13 protein-coding genes are annotated in these 16757 nt (G+C 47.6%); 9 read left to right on the forward strand and 4 right to left on the reverse strand.

Annotated features, from left to right (window positions below; genetic code table 11):
• Positions 1–216 precede the first annotated feature (216 nt).
• Positions 217–1341 carry an RNA-guided endonuclease TnpB family protein gene (locus tag QUB35_RS35455; RefSeq protein WP_333147203.1) on the reverse strand — a complete coding sequence of 375 codons (1125 nt, stop codon included), beginning with the start codon at positions 1339–1341 and terminating at the stop codon, positions 217–219.
• 29 nt (positions 1342–1370) lie between these two features.
• Here QUB35_RS35455 and QUB35_RS35460 point away from each other — a divergent pair, with 29 nt between their 5' ends.
• On the forward strand, positions 1371–1523 hold the full coding sequence (locus tag QUB35_RS35460; RefSeq protein WP_333147205.1) for a hypothetical protein: 153 nt from the start codon (positions 1371–1373) through the stop codon (positions 1521–1523).
• 85 nt (positions 1524–1608) lie between these two features.
• Here QUB35_RS35460 and QUB35_RS35465 read toward each other — a convergent pair whose 3' ends face one another.
• Complete coding sequence (locus QUB35_RS35465; protein WP_333147207.1) at positions 1609–5013, reverse strand: DNA methyltransferase; 3405 nt, start codon at positions 5011–5013, stop codon at positions 1609–1611.
• Positions 5014–5171: 158 nt separating this feature from the next.
• Between QUB35_RS35465 and QUB35_RS35470 the strand changes: the two genes are divergently transcribed.
• Positions 5172–5576 carry a RusA family crossover junction endodeoxyribonuclease gene (locus tag QUB35_RS35470; RefSeq protein ID WP_333147225.1) on the forward strand — a complete coding sequence of 135 codons (405 nt, stop codon included), beginning with the start codon at positions 5172–5174 and terminating at the stop codon, positions 5574–5576.
• Positions 5573–6247, forward strand: a complete 675-nt coding sequence (locus QUB35_RS35475; protein ID WP_333147209.1) for a hypothetical protein — start codon at positions 5573–5575, stop codon at positions 6245–6247. The genes QUB35_RS35470 and QUB35_RS35475 overlap by 4 nt, the downstream gene beginning before the upstream one ends.
• 75 nt (positions 6248–6322) lie before the next feature.
• Here QUB35_RS35475 and cphA read toward each other — a convergent pair whose 3' ends face one another.
• A complete protein-coding gene (gene cphA, locus QUB35_RS35480; RefSeq protein WP_333147211.1) occupies positions 6323–9037 on the reverse strand; it encodes a cyanophycin synthetase in 2715 nt (904 codons plus the stop codon).
• 338 nt (positions 9038–9375) lie between these two features.
• Complete coding sequence (locus tag QUB35_RS35485) at positions 9376–10269, reverse strand: cyanophycinase (RefSeq protein ID WP_333147213.1); 894 nt, start codon at positions 10267–10269, stop codon at positions 9376–9378.
• A gap of 332 nt (positions 10270–10601) precedes the next feature.
• Here QUB35_RS35485 and trmD point away from each other — a divergent pair, with 332 nt between their 5' ends.
• The 6 genes from trmD to larB all read left to right on the forward strand — a co-directional run bounded on the left by trmD (position 10602) and on the right by larB (position 16415).
• Complete coding sequence (gene trmD, locus QUB35_RS35490) at positions 10602–11297, forward strand: tRNA (guanosine(37)-N1)-methyltransferase TrmD (RefSeq protein ID WP_333147215.1); 696 nt, start codon at positions 10602–10604, stop codon at positions 11295–11297.
• Positions 11298–12074: 777 nt separating this feature from the next.
• A complete protein-coding gene (gene ispF, locus QUB35_RS35495) occupies positions 12075–12554 on the forward strand; it encodes a 2-C-methyl-D-erythritol 2,4-cyclodiphosphate synthase (protein WP_333147227.1) in 480 nt (159 codons plus the stop codon).
• A gap of 67 nt (positions 12555–12621) precedes the next feature.
• Positions 12622–13170 (forward strand): hypothetical protein, encoded by a 549-nt coding sequence (locus tag QUB35_RS35500; RefSeq protein ID WP_333147217.1) that lies wholly within the window; start codon positions 12622–12624, stop codon positions 13168–13170.
• Entirely contained in the window at positions 13115–13723 is a 609-nt protein-coding gene (locus QUB35_RS35505; RefSeq protein ID WP_333147219.1) for a PIN domain-containing protein, read from the forward strand. The genes QUB35_RS35500 and QUB35_RS35505 overlap by 56 nt, the downstream gene beginning before the upstream one ends.
• Before the next feature lie 40 nt (positions 13724–13763).
• On the forward strand, positions 13764–15524 hold the full coding sequence (locus tag QUB35_RS35510; RefSeq protein ID WP_333147221.1) for an ABC transporter substrate-binding protein: 1761 nt from the start codon (positions 13764–13766) through the stop codon (positions 15522–15524).
• Positions 15525–15611: 87 nt separating this feature from the next.
• The gene (gene larB / locus QUB35_RS35515; protein WP_333147223.1) at positions 15612–16415 is read left to right on the forward strand and encodes a nickel pincer cofactor biosynthesis protein LarB; all 804 of its coding nucleotides are present in this window, start codon (positions 15612–15614) and stop codon (positions 16413–16415) included.
• Positions 16416–16757: the final 342 nt, after the last annotated feature.

The raw sequence follows: 16757 nt of genomic DNA on the forward strand, positions 1-16757 counted from the left end.
TAATTTTAAATCACCCTAACCTTCCGTCAGTCCTATCCTATGGTACTCTCGCTGCTTAAAAACTGTCCGAAGTATTGATTTAAACGATTTTGTAACAACTGTTGGTAGCGTTTCTGTCCAATTTCGATATTTTTCTTGGCTGTCTTCTGAGTTTTATTTTGGAAAGCATGAAGAACTTGACATACTCCCCTGCCTAAAGGCGAAGGGATTCTAAGCTCAGACAGCAATTGCAGGCATAGCCTGTCTAACATCACCTAACTTAGCGGTTGATGCCCCAACCACACAAATATTTATCGCCGCGTTCTCGTCTCTGTCGTTCACCCTTTGACAGGACGGACAGCGCCATTCACGAACTGACAAATCCAACTCTTTCAGAACCTGTCCACAATGCGAGCAAGTCTTACTAGATGGATACCAACGGTCGATGAAAACTACTTCTTTTCCTTTCTTTTTGGCAACCCATTCGAGAATTTGGAGAAATTCGCCGAATGCAATGTCTGAAATTTTACGTCCCCAAAGTCGTTGCATTCCTTTTAGATTCAACGTCTCAAAGCACAGCACGTCGAACTTATCAGTTAGTTCGTGAGCCAATTTCCAGAACCAATCAGAGCGACGATTCACTACGGCTTCATGTTTGCGAACTAGATTAAGTCTTGCTCTTTCTCGGTTCGCTGAGCCTTTCCGTTTTTGGGAATGCTGACGATTTGCTTTCTTAATAGCGTTAAGGGACTGTTTCAGGAATTGCGGTGATTCGATTTTTGTTCCATCTGAGCAGGTGAGAAACGTTTTCAAGCCGAAATCAAAGCCAGCGATTCTACTCGTCTCGACTTTGGTTTCAGGTTCTTCAACGCTGTCAACGACCACAACCATAAATAGCTCTCCTAATGTCGTGCGTTTAATGGTTAACGTCTTAACCTTCCCTTCTATCTCTCTGGAATTCCAATACTGATAAACGCGATTCCCAATCTTAATTCGATTGCCGCCTAATAATTTGTAGCCAGCTTGCTTGAGAGTGAACGATTTGTATCTGCGAACTTTCTTGAATCCGGGAGGTCTAACTCCTTTCTTGTGATGCTTAAAGAACAGTTGATAGGCTTTCTCAATGCGTTGACAGATATCCTGTACAGCCTGAGATCCAACCTGTTGCCAGAATGCTTTACGCTTTCTGAGTTTGGCGATATGACTTTGAAGTTTGCTGCAATTCAAGTGCTTACCCCACATCCGGTAGTACCGTTTGTGAAGTGCAATGCAATGGTTATAAATCACTCCGGCAGCATTGATACTTCGCTTGAGGTGTTTATTTTGGTTGCTTTGATATAGCTTGAACTTCAATGTTTTCATGCTAACTATGATAACATAATAGGTAGCAATTGGGTAGCCAAATGGTCAGAGAAAGATTAAGTATTCGCATTGTCGTGAGTCGGCTAGAGAAGTTGCGGAGAATTGCCAAACAGAAAGAAAAAACAATGACCCAACTTGTAGAAGACTGGATTGATAAACTTAAAGAGGAAAAGCCGTCCTAGAAGGACGGGGCTTTAAACCCAGTTTTCCGGTAAGGGCGATCGCCTTCAAACCCCCTAGCGTAAGCTACAAGTTTTTGCAATTCCATCAGGTTGGGAGATACCAATATTGCACGCCACCTTCATTATGACTGAGCAAAATACCCAAATCTTCCAGGCTTTCCAGACAGTCGAGAATGACTTTTTGTTTGCGGCTGGCTGCTTTGAAATGGGCGGTGACTTGGGCGGCTGTCCATTCGCCGCTTTGGGTGCGGAATAAGTCGCGGATGGCCCAAAGTTGCTCTTTGAGGGTTTTGGGGAAAGGTTGTTGTTCCGTGGGTGTAATGGCGGTTTCGGTTTCGGTGGTGATGCCTGCAAGGGATGGTTGGATGTAGGTTTCGCCTGGGGCTTGGTAGTCGGGACGCAGCCAGCGAATGTGTCCGTTGCGTTCTTCCTCGGCGCGTTGGGCGTTGAGGGTGACGAGGTTTTCCAGGATTTGGTCGTCGGTGAGGGTGGGTTCCCAACCATAGGCGGCAAATACGGCGGCATCGAGTTCGTCGTGGATTTGTTTGAGGGTGGAGACTAGGGCTTTTTGGTTGAAGGCTTTGTCTTTGTCGTCGAGGGGTTCGCCTTTGCGGAGTTTTTCGAGGAGGTTGTACATCGCGGTGATGGTGACTTCGGGGTGAGTGGCTTGGACTCGTTTGCGGTGGCTGTCGAGGCGTTCTCCGAGTTCGCGGATGGTTTGTTTTTGGGTGTCCGTGGGGTCTGGGAAGGGGAAAGGGTCGAAGCATCGAGTTTTGTTGTAACGAGGTCTATCTTCTAATGTTCCGCCTGCTGCCAGCGACCAAGTAACATGAACTCGACTAGAAAGAACTCCTAAGAAATAAGCATCATCAAGGGCGATCGCAATCAACATATTATCAGGTATTACTTCACGGGGAAGAAAGACGAATACTCTATGCTTCGCAGTCTCTACTGTAGCAATATAACGCTGTAGTCCCTTTAGTGCTGGTCGAAGTTCAGTTCTGGGACGACCAAATATCCACCAGTTTTCTCGGAGGCTCTTATCACGGTTAGTATCTCGTTCAGGTTTAACTTTATCCAACACCCATTGGAATGCTTTTGGATATAGTTCTTGAGCTTTATCAGCTTTTAAGCCAAATAAATCAATGACGCGCACATTGCGAGAATTTTGCATACAGTCTCGTCCATTAATGTATGGGAAAAGAACCTCAGACTCAATCTCTCCAAAGTCAGATTGCTCGACAATAAACCCGGAACTAAATAGCATAACACCGCGACTGGATATCCTATCATTAGCCAGAAGTTGTTGAGATTGAGTTAAATCAGAACCCGCTAGAAGGTTACTAAAAATTAGCCCTACATTCTGCAACTGCACTTGAACTTGCTCTGCTGAGTCTTCCGGTGTCTCTCCCTCACACTCAGCAACTACTGTACCAAATTCGGCAATCCTTACAGGGTTTTTGAGGTCATCTAATTCACCTGCTGTAATTGCAATTCTGACTGCTGCCCCTCCATCAATCCAAGGGTGATCGGGAATAGCAAAAATTAATCTGGTTGGAATCTTTTGCGTAAAATGAAAATCCAGAACTTTCCGCTGCCGAACTTGGCGAATACTGTTTGTGGTAATAAACCCAAAGCGTTTAATTTTGCTCGCTCTAGTTAGTTCCGCTGCCTTGTGCCACCAGTACATGACGAAATCCACAGTATCCGGTACATCCTTATAGACTTTCCTCAACTTTTCTGCATATCCATCTCCCAACATTTCCCGCATTCTCGCATTGCCAATAAACGGCGGATTCGACACAATATAATCCGCCTCCTGCCACTGGGCCGCCCTCGGATTCAAATACCGATAAATTGTTACTTGGTTTGTCGGATCGGGAATATTTTCCCCCGTCACCGGACTTTTCATCATCCGTCCACCCCAACGAGTTCTCACCTTCCCCGCCGCATCCACATCCGGTTCTATTCCGTCATAGGCCAACACCGCATCCCGGCATTCAATATTGTTGTACTCCCGCAACACCGGTTCGATCGGCGGAATATCGCCAAACCGCCGAAAATGCCACTGCAAATACCCAATCCAAATCACCAAATCTGCGATCGCCGCTGCCCTAGGATTGATCTCAATCCCCAAAAACTGACTCGGATTAACTTGAGCAATATCTAACCGCAACTGCGCCGATCCGGTGACATCTTCCAAGCGCCGCAACACCTCCGATTCCAACCCCTTCAACAAATCCAACGTGACATAAAGGAAATTCCCCGATCCGCACGCCGGATCGAGAATCTTCACCTGTTGTAACTCCGTCAGAAATGCTTCTAAAACTGAGCTCGCCTTTTTCCTTTGATTTGCAGTCGGTTCCGATTCCCCCGCGTTGAGCAACTGTTTAACCTCCGCTTGTACCGCAATCCAGCGATCGCCCAAAGGTTCCATCACCACAGGCTTTACCAACCTTTCCACATACGATCGCGGCGTATAATGAGCCCCCAACTTACTCCGTTCCCTCGAATCCAGCGCCCTTTCCAACAACGTCCCAAAAATCGCCGGTTCCACATTGCACCAATCCCGCTTCGCCGCCTGCAACAAAACTTCCAACTGCGCCTTTGTCAAAGCAAACGCCTGCGACTCGGCAAACAATCCCCCATTAAACCGCAACAGTTTGCCATGAAAGCCAAAACTCGTCCCCTCATTCATCGCCTCCCACAGCGCCTCTACCTCCGGCTTAAACGTCTTCGGATTGAGAATCCAGCGCGTTTCCAGCGCCTGCGTAAACAAATGTTCCTTCAGTAACCCCACATCCTCGGCAAACATGGTGAAAATACAGCGCATCAAAAACTGGGCGACTTGCTGCGGATCGACATTCGCCTCCATCCGCTTCGCCAACTCTGCCAAATCTGCCGCCACTTCCCGTGTCACCCGCGCCGCAATTTTCTCTGGATTGCGCTGCTGCGGATTGCTAAAAATATCGACAAACAAATCGAAAACATCGGCTTTCAGCAACTCGATTAGCCCGATTTCTCGCCGCGCCCCATAGCCGCCATAATCCCCGCTAAAACCCATCCATAATTCAAAATGATCGCCAATATCGCAAGTTAACAAAAACGGCGGTTTGCTGCTGAGACTGCGGGTATAGGCGATCGCCTGCACAAACGCTTTTTCCATCTCTCGCAAATAGGTATTTGTCCCCCGCTTGGCCGTTCCCTTTTTGCTAGTTGTTCCGCCCTGTTTTGCCTCGATTAAAAAATGCTCGGCTTTGTAAAAGTCAATAAACCCCGGAGTTACTTTGCCGCTGGGGTGAAAAATTTTGACATCTTTATCAAAGCAGTAGGGATCGTTGGGAATTCTGCCTTTATCAAAAGGGCGATCGACTCCCAGCGCATCGCACATTTCCGCAAAAAACAACTGGTAGTTTGCCCGTTCGTTACCGCTAGAACCTGCCCAGCGCGTAATGAATGTTTCGACACGCGTGCGATCGGCTTCATTCATGTTTCAACCCTGTTGCTTGCTTTTTCCTGATTCTATAATTAGATCGGTTTGAATTTTCGATTTATCTTGCGATTTTGGTTGGAAACTCTTGGAACCGATTACCCAGTGGGCGGCAGTTAAGAGGTAAAATAATCCCCAATCTTCTATTTAGAAACACTTTGGCGAGATTTGAGTTCATAGTAGATGGCCCACCAGTATCACAACAAGCTCGTAGGCGAGCTCTTCTTAAAGCTTGGAAAGTGACAGTGAGGCAAGAGGCTGAAAAATACTGGTCTTCGGAGCAGAAAACAGCTACTGGCCTAGTGATGCTTCAGATAACTTATTTCTACGATTCTGTTAAAATCGATGTAGACAACATAGTAAAGCCAATTCAAGATGCAATTATCGGGCTAGCCTATGTCGATGACGATCAAGTAACTGATGTTCTAGTCCGCAAGAGGAATTTATCAACTAACTTTAAAGTAGAAAATATGACCTCGATTCTAGCGGAAGGATTTGCCCGTGGTAATGAATTCTTGCACATTGTCGTAATTGATGCTCCTGACAAAGAGGTACTGACATGATCGCAACCCCAACTGCAAACATAGAAAGAGAGCAACTGCTGAAACTAGCAGAGGAGTATCGTGAGAAAGGTTATGAAATTTCATTTCATCCAAACTCTGAAGATTTACCGGACTTCCTTAAAAGCTATCGCCCGGATCTGATAGTGCGCCGGGGCGAAGAATCGGTGGTTATTGCAGTCAAGTCACGCGCTTCACTCAAGTCACCCTCTACTACATATCTACGTAATTTAGCCCAAGCAGTAGCAGAAAATCCCGGCTGGAGGTTTGAGTTAGTGATGACTAACTCGGAGGATGCAGTCGATATTTCCCAAGCTGAGGATTCTTTTCAAGAGCATGAAATAGAGTTGGGTTTGCAAGTCGCCAAGCAACTTGTAACACAACATCTAGAGTCAGCAATGCTATATTCTTGGTCTTTAGTTGAGGCAACTTTGAGGATTGTTGCCCATAAAGAAGAGCTAAGTTTGCAAAGATTAGAACCGCTGTATTTAGTGAAACAACTGACGGTTGAGGGCGTGATTTCTAAATCCGAATATCAGTTATTAATGAATGCGCTTTCTTTGCGGAACGCTATTGCTCATGGGTTTAAAACTACACAACTTACGCAAAATTCTGTGTGCGAACTGATTGAGGTTACAGAGAAAATATTGAAAGATAATACGGCGGTTGTCTAAAGCAAAAAGGTTGGGTTTCCTTTCGTTAACCCAACCTATTAATAATGTAATGAAATCAAAGTTCAGAGTTTAGCCTTAATTCACCACAGTCGGTTTTAAACTTTCCTGTGACTTCGATCGATCTAAACCATTTTGAACTTCCACAGATTCCTTAATCGGTTTCCGGGCTTCAATTAAACTCAGAGCTTTGTTGACACTTTCAGGTAAAATCACTACCAAACTGCCGGCTGGCGCCTCATCTAAAGCCTTGTTAACGGCCGTTGTTTCGTCGAGAATCAACTCGTATTCAACTTGAGATTTCTTTGCGGTTCCTGCAGAAATCGCCTCGGCAATTCCCTGGCAAATTAACTTTGCCACGGCACCGGGTTCTCGGCCGCGCCTGTCAATATCTTCTTTGACAAGAATACGATCGAACATCTCGGCCGAAAGTTTGCCCAGCGTGACAAAATCTTCATCTCGTCGGTCTCCGGGCGCGCCGACAACCCCGATCCGCAGTCCCGGCCAATTCAGCACGAAACTGCCCAAAGCTTTGTAGCTGTGGGGGTTGTGCGCGTAGTCGAGTAAAGCGTGATAGCTGCCCAAATTAAACAAGTTCATCCTTCCGGGAGTTTGACCGACGGATGCTTGGAAGCTGGACAAAGCAGCGCGAATATCTTCTATTTTCAATCCTTGGGCAAAAGCAGCCAAACAAGCTGCTAAAGCATTAGCAATCATAAACGGCGCGCGTCCGCCCATCGTCAGCGGCACGTTCACAGCCTGCTCAATTCTCAGCGTCCAATCACCTTTCAATATCGACAAATACCCATTTTCGTAAATCGCTGCCAGCCCGCCCGCAGCGGTATGTTTGGCAACCAGTTCGTTGTCCGGGTTCATCGAAAAATATGCAATTTGAGCCTTGACACGCTGCGCCATTTGTGATACCAGCGGGTCGTCTGCATTCAAAACTGCATAGCCTTTGGGCATTACCGACTCGACGAGGACACTCTTGAGTTTGGCAAGTTGTTCCACGGTGTCGATGTCGCCAATTCCCAAGTGATCTGCCGCGACGTTCAAGACGACGCCGACATCGCACTGATCGAAGCCGAGGCCCGATCGCAAAATTCCGCCTCTAGCCGTTTCCAACACTGCCACTTCCACCGTCGGGTCAGACAAAATCAATTGAGCACTCTGCGGCCCGGTATTGTCTCCGGTTTCTACCAAATAATCGCCGATGTAAGTGCCGTCGGTAGTCGTGTAGCCGGTAATCTGACCGGTCTGCTTGACAATGTGGGCTAGCAGGCGAGTGGTTGTCGTTTTGCCGTTGGTTCCCGTTACCGCTAAAATCGGCACCCGGCTGGGTTGAGGCGAGGGGAAAAGCATATCGAAGACGGCGCCGGCGACGTTGCGGGGTAAACCTTGACTGGGGGCGACGTGCATTCTGAAACCCGGTGCTGCGTTGACTTCGACGATGACGCCGTTGACATCGCGCAGGGGTTGGGAAATGTCGGGAGTTACTACGTCAATGCCGGCGATGTCCAAACCGATAATTTTGGCGACTCTGGAAAACAGCCAGACGTTTTCTGGGTGGATTTCGTCGGTGCGATCGACTGCAATTCCACCGGTACTCAAGTTTGCTGTCGCCCGCAAAAATACTCTTTCGCCGGCGGGCACTACCGAGTCCATCGCGTATCCTTGTTTTTCCAGCAAATCCAGCGACAATTTGTCGATCGTGATCCGGGTGAGTACGTTGTCGTGTCCGTCTCCTCGCTGCGGGTCGCGGTTTACTTCTTCAATAAGCTGTTCTACTGTAGACTTGCCGTTGCCCACGACGTTAGCAGGGACTCGTTCTGCGACTGCTATGACTTGCCCGTTGACTACCAATACTCTGTGGTCACGGCCGACGTAATAGCGCTCGACTATCACGCTTTTTGTTTTTGATGCGGCGCTGGCTAAGTCGTAGGCTTCTTCTGCTGCTTCCCAGGAATTGATGTCGATCGTAATGCCGCGGCCGTGGTTGCCGTCTAGGGGTTTGAGGACGATCGGATAACCGCCGACATCTTCGATCGCCCCGCGCAGTTCGTCCAAATAATGAATCACCGTTCCTCTTGGCACCGGTACACCGGCGCTGGCGAGGATATTTTTGGTACCTTCCTTGTCACAGGCAAGTTCTACTCCCAAAACTCCCGTCCGGTTGCTCAGAGTGGCCTGAATCCGCTTTTGGTGAACCCCGTAGCCGAGTTGAATCATAAACCGGGCGTTCAAAGGTATCCAAGGAATGCCGCGCGCTTCTGCTTCCTTGATCAGTGTTTCCGTGCTCGGCCCCAAAGCCGCCGACGCACCAAACTCTCTCAGGTCTCTCAAATCTTGGACTAATTCTGCTGCTGGATAAGTGCCTGTCTCGGCAATACTTTGGCACATCCGCACGCCCGCCCGGGCTGCATAGCGACCTGCTTGTTCGTTTTGATACTCGATTACTACTTGGTAAATGCCTGGGGTCGCAGTCTCGCGGGTGCGACCGAACCCGACCGGCATTCCTGCCATTTCCTGAAGTTCTAGGGCGACGTGTTCGATTACGTGTCCCATCATTGTGCCTTCTCTGACCCGTTGCAGGAATCCTCCCTGATGGCCTGGGGAACAGTGATGGTCGTTCAAACTCGGAAGTGCGGCGATCAACCCTTCGTAGAATCCAGGAATTTCCGCTGTGGTTTTATCTGCCCACTCCTCTAAATCCAGACGCATCAGGACGAGTTTCTGGCGTCGGATGCTCCAGTAGTTGGGGCCGCGTAAGGTCTGGATTTTAAGTATTTTCATGGCAGTTTGAGGGGTATGGGGCGCGAAATCTTATAGATAATTGGAGCATTTATTCAATTTCGATCTAGATTGCTCGATAAACTGTTCGCTGCGAACAGTTTGGGAGTGAATTTCCAGTTATGGGCTACCCAATTGAAAATTTCTGCTCCTGCGATCGGCTAAAAACAAGTACAGGTACATGGCTAGCAAAAACTCAAAGCCCGAAGCTAGAATTTTCTGTGGTTCGGCCTGCTGGGGTCAGACCGTGGCTGCTTCGGAATCTATTCTATTGTGGTATCCATGATTCGGCCGGAATGCCGCCTAATTTCTGCCGAATCAATGACAAGAGATGTTCTACGTTAGTTGGCTGTGCGGCATTCGGGGGGCCAGCCAGACTCGGAACACGCTCCCGATGGCATTGGTTTGCCTAGGGGCATATTGTAGCAATCTCCGTGACACAGGACGTGCAAGCGCATATTGAACAGACTTAAGGGTTCTGTCGCTCCTACCATAGACTCATTGGTATAAAAATTTTCCCTAGAATCAACAATAGTCACAGTGCCTTTACCGAGAATTTTCATAGTATCGTCTCCCTCAAACAAGGCACAGGTGTCTTCGTCAATACCAATAGCGAGGCGATCGGGATGGCAAGCCACAGCCGACAGCAAGCGAGCCATGCGGTTGCGGTTGTGAAAATGCTGGTCTACGATGATCTCAGGAATAATGTTAAGTCCGTTTGCCATGTCTACTAAAGAGCGGTTCGGTGACGCCCCACTCCCACCGCCGGCAATCATGTGATATCCCATCACCGCAGCACCCGCGCTGGTGCCAGCGAGGGTAATCTTGCCTTCGAGAGTTTCTTTGCGAATTTTCTCCATCAGCGGGGTGTCCGCCAGCAGTCCACAAAGCCGCAGTTGGTCGCCGCCTGTGATGAATACGCCCGTACAGTCTTCTAAGTAATCTTTCCAGACGGGGTTTTCGGCTTGTTCGCGTTCGCGGATGTCCACTACTTTGACTGCGCTAACGCCCATTTCGTCAAATATTGTGCGGTAGCGGTTGCTAATTCCTTCGGGATCTCGCGAAGCGCAGGGAACGATCGCCAGCCGAGCGTTTGCACCCCCAGCACGGCAAAAAAAGGTGTTCAGAATCTCTCGCCCGTGAACTTTGTCTTCGGCTCCCCCGATGACCATAATCGAGGTTTTTGTGCGCTGGGGAATATTGTGTTCAAGGGCTTGAGATGTCAACTGCTGCATGGTGTGTCTTCCTCTGTTGGATGTGAAATTCAATTTTGCCGTGGCTGTGCGTAGAATAGGGCTTTTTAAGAATAAATATTTGTTGGTGCGAGTGAGGTGCGATCGCCGATCGCGCTATCCCGCAGTTGTTTGGGGGCGAGTTTACTTGCAGTCGCTGTCATGAAAAACAGATTATTTTTGTACAACACCGGCCCGCCGACACAGGAAGAGAATTTAACTTGCCAAAATTTTCAGAAATTATAAGAAATTATAAAGAATAAAGCAATTACTGAAAACTGAACTCCCTCTAAAGGTCAAACTAGAGGTGATGTCTCAATGAAATTCCAATAATTGTGCGATTTGACGTTGTTACCCTATTTCCAGAATTTTTCCGGGCTCCCCTAGAGTCGGGACTGATGGGCAAAGCCTTAGCTAAAAAGATTGCTGAGGTGAATTTTGTCAATCCCCGCGATTTTACCACAGACAAACACCAGCGAGTCGATGATGAGCCTTACGGGGGCGGAGTGGGGATGCTGATGAAGCCGGAACCGATTTTTGCTGCGGTGGAGTCGCTGCAGGTTTTGCCGAGGCGGGAGGTGATTTTGCTGACTCCCCAGGGGGAACCGATGCAGCAGGCGATGTTTCGGGAGTTGGCTGCAGAGCGCGATCAGTTGGTGTTGATTTGCGGTCATTATGAGGGTGTGGACGATCGAGTCCTGCATTTGGTAACTCGCGAGGTGTCTTTGGGGGATTTTGTGCTCACGGGGGGCGAAATTCCGGCTTTGGCTTTGATTAATGGGGTTTTGCGATTGCTGCGGGGAACTGTGGCGAAGGAAGATTCCCTAAAGTTTGAGAGTTTTGAGGACGGACTTTTGGATTATCCGCAGTACACTCGACCGGCGGATTTTCGGGGATTGAAGGTGCCCGATGTGTTGCTGTCGGGTAATCACGCAGAAATTGCTCGCTGGCGCAGGGAACAGCAAATTGAAAGAACGCGCCAAAGGCGATCGGATTTGTACGATCGGTGGTTGCAGGAGAGGGAAGAATAGGAGAAAGGGCGATCGCACGAGTGGTCAATCGATTTTTGATTTTTGATTTTCGATTGACTTGCGCGAGATAAATGCGGGGGCTTGAGGATTTTTGATTTTCGATTTGGCATTGATTCCACGGATAAATCACGTGGCGGGTACCACCTTTGAAATTCGTGGTCAGAAACCGGGTTTTTTGCGGTAATACTTCGTGGTAGTCCACAGATTCGGTAAAAAACCCGGTTTCTTTGGTCTTGATGCGTAAATCCCGTATATAGCAATCCTAAATCATTTGCATAATTATTGTAGGGGCAATCCCCCCGTGGTTGCCCGATAGATAAGGGGTAGGCACGGGGAGTAGGGGTAGCACTACCCCTACAAATTTATCTGAATCATTTAGGATTGCTATAAGCTGTGTTGCATCTAGATTGCCTATGGTATTAGAGAGGGAGAGGGGGAGAAGAGGAGAGGGGGAGAGGATTTGACGATTGTTGATCGGGACTCGAAATATGCAATTTAAATGAACAACAGCTTATTTAAGAGCCTAATAAATTTTGGATTCGCGTTTGTAAGTCTTTGATTTCAGGAGAGCGATCGAGAAGTCCCCATAATTTTCTAGCGTTTCCAGCATTAACCCTTCTCTCCCCCCTCCAACAGCTTTAGGATTGCCATAGCTGCTGAGGAAAGCAGAAAAAAAAATATTTAACACTCGGCTCGGCCTTAAAAAATAAATTCACTTATCTCCCTGAAAATATGAAATAATTGTCTTCTACTATACTTACCAAACCTTCCTTTTACATGAACATCCGCATCGGCAATGGCTACGACATTCACTGCTTAGTTCCCGATCGTCCTCTCATCCTAGGCGGTGTCAATATTCCTCACGAATTAGGATTACTCGGCCACAGCGACGCCGACGTACTTACTCACGCTATCATGGATGCTATGCTCGGAGCTCTGAGCTTAGGAGATATCGGTCTTTATTTCCCGCCAACTGACCCGAAATGGAAGGGTGCGGATAGTCTCGTATTGCTGGCACAAGTCAATCAGTTAATATTAGATAAAGGCTGGGAAATCGGCAATATTGATTCGGTGGTGGTGGCGGAACGTCCAAAGCTGAAACCGCATATTGAGCAAATGCGCGATCGGCTTTCTGCTGTCCTACAATTAAAACCAGACCAAATTGGCATCAAAGCCACCACCAACGAAAAGTTAGGCCCGGTGGGGAGAGAAGAAGGAATTGCAGCCTATGCTGTAGTTTTGTTGGGCAAAAAATAGAACTCTAGAATCTCTAATTGACTGTAAAGTTAATCTCAAATCCAACATCGCTAGGAAGCCTGAAATCATGGACACTGACACTTGGGAGTTACAATTACCCGTAGACGCGGATGTGATCGCGTTGGATAAGGACGATAACATAGTCGTGCTAATCGAGGTTAAAATTATTCAAGCTCAAGAAACAGCCGCGAAACAGAAAATTATCGCTCGCGCGATCGATTGGCTGAAAGCGGTGTTAGCTAAGCTATCTGAAAAAAACGCGATGGTTCCCTATGCTATGTTTGTTGACGCGGAACAAATTTTGATTTTTAAATGGGACGGAAAAAATTTATTGGAGCCTGTTTGCACTCTCAATACTGGTGAAATATGTCGCTATTATCTCCCTACATTTGGCAGTAAATGGATATTTGAAGATACCATTGAGACGCTCATCCAATCGTGGCTGCATGACTTAGATTATCATTGGAAATCAGAAATTCCGCCAGCATCGGAACAAATAGCAGCCATCGGTTTGCTGCCGTTACTTGCAGGTGGAACAACAAAATCAGGAGTGGAATTAGGTGGCAATCGTATATATCGAGACCAACTTTTTGATGAGTATTGCTACAGGGCGTGAGGCTGAAGCAATTATGTTGCTGCGGGATTTGTCCTCATCAGTTCAGTTGGTCATACCCAGCATTTGTTACATGGAGGCTTTGTCAGCTTTAGAGGATGAGTTGAAGCGACAAAACTCTTTTGGGCAACAGCTAAGCCGCCAAATTAGCGAAACAAAGCGAGATGTGACATCCGAACACGCCGCATCTCTATCTTTTCACTTAGAAGAGTCATTCATTTTCTCTCGCTATCGAGTAGGTGAAATTAAATCGCGCTTGCGAGAAGCGATAAGTCTGATGTCGCGAAATGCAGAAATGATTGTATTAAATACAGAGATGATCGAAGCAAGCTTAAACGAAACTTTGATAGAAAAAGATCCAACCGACAATTTAATTTTACACTGTATCCTGACTCATGCCCGCTTGCACCCCACAGAAACCAAAGCATTTCTAAGTGGCAACATCAAAGAATTTCGCCAACTTCCCGAAGTTCAAGATGCTTTGCAACAGGCTGGAGTGGAAAAGTATTTTTCGCGCACTGAAGACTTTCTTGGTTGGTTACAATCTCAGTCATAGTTGCACGCAGGTGGTAAACTAAAAAATTATGAAAATTTCTATGATGCTACATTCAAGACTGCGCTGGCTGGCGATTTTACTGGCGGCAATTGCCACCCTAACTCTGTCTGCGTGCACTCCAGCCCGATCGAACTTAGTAAACAGACTCATCGTTCCGACCCCCAGCGGCCCGGGCACATTTAACTACCCGCTAAATCAATCTGCATACAGCGTTTTTGGCTATATGTACGAGGGATTGATTAACGAAAACGGCTTGACATCGAAGCTAGAACCCGGTTTAGCCGAGTCCTGGGAAGTTTCTAAAGATGGCAAAAAGATTGTCTTCACCCTGCGAGAGGGATTGAAATGGTCGGACGGCGCACCCCTGACTACTGATGACATTATCTTTAGCTATGAAAAGATTTATTTCAATGACAAAATTCCTAGCGGTTTGAAAGATACTCTGAGAGTTGGGATGAGTCGCGAATTCCCAAAAGTTAAAAAAATTGACAGCCGCCGCGTTGAATTTTCCGTGGCAGAACCCTTTGCTCCATTTATTAGATATGCTGGGGGAATCCCAATTTTACCAGCTCATATTTTACAGGAAGCTGTCGAAAATACAGATGCAGACGGCAACCCTAAATACCTGACTACTTGGGGCACGGATACTGATCCTAAAAAAATTGTCGGCAACGGTCAGTACCGAATGCTGAGTTATACTCCTAATCAGCGCGTTGTTTTGGAACGAAATCCGTATTTTTGGCGCAAAGATGCTGAGGGAAATGTCCAGCCTTACATCCAGCAAATTGTTTGGCAAATTATCGAAAATACTGACAATCAACTGCTGAATTTTCGATCGGGCGATTTGGATACTCTGAACGTGGAACCGGAAGTGTTTCCCCTGTTGAAACGGGAGGAAAAACGGGGCAAATATACGGTCTTTAACGGCGGGCCGGATACTGGCAGCGTGTTTATGTGTTTCAATCTGAATAAGGGGCGCAATGCTCAAGATCAGCCGTTTGTAGACCCAATTAAGTCTCGGTGGTTCGCGACTAAGGAATTTCGGCAGGCGATCGCCTACGGCATCAACCGATCCGCCATGACTAACAATATCTATCGCGGACTGGGCGCGCCCCTACATTCCCCAATTCCGGCGCAAAGCCCGTTCTACCTGTCCCCAGAACAGGGATTGAAAACTTACAGTTACGATCGGCAAAAAGCCAAAGAGTTACTGTTAAGTGCTGGTTTCAAGTATAATAGTAACGAGGAATTGTTGGATGCTGAAGGCAACAAGGTGCGGTTTACTTTGTTGATGGCAGCAGGTAAAAAAGTCCGGGAACAAATGGCAACGCAAATTAAGCAAGACTTGGGCAAACTGGGGATGCAAATTGATACGCAGTTCCTGAGTTTTAACACTTATGTGGAAAAGCTGCGTCTGACGCGGAATTGGGATACTTACCTCGGCGGTTTTACGGGAGGTACTGAACCGCACAGCGGCTACAATATTTGGTCTGTTAACGGCACACTGCACAGTTTCAACCAGGGCCCGCAAGCCGGAGAACCGCCGATTAAGGGTTGGAAAGTTGACGACTGGGAGCAGAAAATCGATGACCTTTACGTGAAAGCTTCCCAAGAGCTTGATGAGGCTAAGCGCAAGGAAATTTATGGGGAGACGCAGCGGATTATAGCGGAACAAGTGCCGTTTATCTATATGGTGAATCCGCTGACTTTTGAGGCGGTGCGCGATCGCGTTTCGGGAATTCGCTACAGTGCCCTCGGCGGTGCTTTCTGGAATTTGTACGAACTGAAAATAACAGAATAGTCAGCAGTCAGCAGTCATTAGTTATTAGTCATTAGTCAGCAGTCATTAGTCATTAGTCATTAGTTAGCAGTCATTAGTTATTAGTTTATGGAACCTAAAATTTTACAGAAGTTACTCGAATCTGTCGCGGCCGGCGATGTTAGTCCGATCGCCGCTTTGGATAAATTAAAGCATTTTGACTTTGAACAAGTCGGCGATTTTGCCAAAATTGACCACCACCGCACTTTAAGAACGGGTTTTCCTGAAGTAATTTGGGGCCCAGGGAAAACGCCCGACCAAATTGTTGAGATTATCGAGGCGATGCGCGGGCGAAATTCGGCGGTGATGGCGACACGAATCGAACCGGAAGTTTTCGAGCAATTGCAACAAAAAATACCCGATTTGTGCTACTACCAAAAGGCTCGAATTTGTGCAATTTCTCCTAATTCCCCAAATCCGCAGCATCCGGGTACTGTGACTATTATCAGTGCGGGAACGGCGGATTTGCCTGTAGCGGAAGAGGCGGCAATTACTGCGGAACTTTGCGGTTTTCAGGTGCGACGTTTGTGGGATGTCGGAGTTGCCGGTATTCACCGCTTGCTGAGCAACCGGCACGTGATTGCTGACGCTGATGTGTTGATTGCGGTTGCGGGTATGGAAGGTGCTTTGGCGAGTGTGGTTGCGGGTTTGGCAGATTGTCCGGTGATTGCTGTGCCGACGAGTGTGGGTTACGGCGCGAGTTTTGGCGGGATTGCTCCTCTTTTAACTATGCTCAATTCTTGTGCGGCTGGTGTGGGTGTGGTGAATATTGATAATGGATTTGGCGCGGCGATTTTGGCTTGTCAAATTCTCAGAAGTGCTGGCAGAGTGGGGAGAATCGGAGAGGGGGAGAATCGGATAGAGGGGGAATAGTTACAAACCCCCTCTCTCAGATAAGACTAAAGCCAACTGTCACAGGACGATCGATTTTTAGGGTGCATCTTGCACCATTCTCAAGAACAGGCAAGATGCCTGTTCCACAAAGAGTGAGTTTTCTTGTGGGGAGTAGGGGTTGGGCAGGAGAGCCCGCGCAAGATGCCTGTTCCACAAAGAGTGAGTTTTCTTGTGGGGAGTAGGGGTTGGGCAGGAGAGCCCGCCCGTAAAAAACCTAATTGAAAATGGTGCAACATCTCAGGTGCTTGACATACTCCCCTGCCTAAAGGCGAGAGGATTCTTAACACTTCATCGACCAATGCTACCGAAGTAGTCTTACGA

The organism is Microcoleus sp. B13-B6 (assembly GCF_036705405.1).
Taxonomy (GTDB): domain Bacteria; phylum Cyanobacteriota; class Cyanobacteriia; order Cyanobacteriales; family Microcoleaceae; genus Microcoleus.

Excerpts from the sequence above, each read along its gene's own strand:
- QUB35_RS35455 (WP_333147203.1), bottom strand. The coding sequence starts at position 1,341 with ATGAAAACATTGAAGTTCAAGCTATATCAAAGCAACCAAAATAAACAC.
- QUB35_RS35465 (WP_333147207.1), bottom strand. The coding sequence starts at position 5,013 with ATGAATGAAGCCGATCGCACGCGTGTCGAAACATTCATTACGCGCTGG.
- QUB35_RS35475 (WP_333147209.1), top strand. The coding sequence starts at position 5,573 with ATGATCGCAACCCCAACTGCAAACATAGAAAGAGAGCAACTGCTGAAA.
- cphA (WP_333147211.1), bottom strand. The coding sequence starts at position 9,037 with ATGAAAATACTTAAAATCCAGACCTTACGCGGCCCCAACTACTGGAGC.
- QUB35_RS35485 (WP_333147213.1), bottom strand. The coding sequence starts at position 10,269 with ATGCAGCAGTTGACATCTCAAGCCCTTGAACACAATATTCCCCAGCGC.
- ispF (WP_333147227.1), top strand. The coding sequence starts at position 12,075 with ATGAACATCCGCATCGGCAATGGCTACGACATTCACTGCTTAGTTCCC.
- QUB35_RS35500 (WP_333147217.1), top strand. The coding sequence starts at position 12,622 with ATGGACACTGACACTTGGGAGTTACAATTACCCGTAGACGCGGATGTG.
- QUB35_RS35510 (WP_333147221.1), top strand. The coding sequence starts at position 13,764 with ATGATGCTACATTCAAGACTGCGCTGGCTGGCGATTTTACTGGCGGCA.
- larB (WP_333147223.1), top strand. The coding sequence starts at position 15,612 with ATGGAACCTAAAATTTTACAGAAGTTACTCGAATCTGTCGCGGCCGGC.